This window comes from Dellaglioa sp. CoH-57-MRSF-19 (assembly GCF_056781975.1).
In genome coordinates this window covers 1-642 of the sequence record NZ_JBXAXW010000068.1, presented here as the reverse complement: position 1 = coordinate 642, position 642 = coordinate 1, and the positions used below count along the sequence as shown (strand labels likewise).

1 protein-coding gene is annotated in these 642 nt (G+C 54.7%); it reads right to left on the bottom strand.

Annotated features, from left to right (window positions below):
• Positions 1 to 376 (bottom strand): hypothetical protein (locus AC1RO3_RS08240; RefSeq protein WP_481763966.1); only part of this gene is annotated, 376 nt, incomplete at its 3' end.
• Positions 377 to 642 lie beyond the last annotated feature (266 nt).

Here is a 642-nt window from a genome sequence, read left to right as displayed (position 1 = left end):
CAATATGGTAGTGCTCAGCGTTCGATAGTTCCTGCATGACGTGACGCGCGACGCAGCCACGCGCAAACTGATAGGCGTCGCTCATCCCACGATAGCGTTCTTGCAGAAGTTCGTGGTTGTGGTGTTCCGGGTTACTGAAAATCTCAACGTTTTCGCGTGTGAGCCTCTCCGCGTTCCGCACCTCATCCAGCCCGTTGTTCATGGCGCGCAGCAACGGGCTCGCGTCCACGTGCACGTGTTCCAGCAGCGCGTATGCAAAATCCTCGGGCCGAAACGTGTCATAGGCCTTTCCATCGTCACCCAGCTCTTGACCGCGAAACTTATCGATCAGTGCACTCAGCTCATCAGCCGTGAGATTCAGTTTCACTTTTGCCATTCTCTTCTCCCTCGTCGATCACGACGTGATTCATGAGCGCCAGCGCGAATTCAATAGGATTGAATGCTTTGTGCTGATACTCGCCTGTGGTGTACGTGTGATAGCACTCGTACGAAAGGTTTGCTATTTCGTTGAACGTGAGATTCAGTTTCGCTTTCACGGATGCCCCAAGTCGTCGAGAACCGAGTCGCACACGTCCCGGATGCCGCGATCAAACTCGTTTTCGCGCTCACTCTTGTTGAACTGGCCGCCCGACAGGTCCCGGA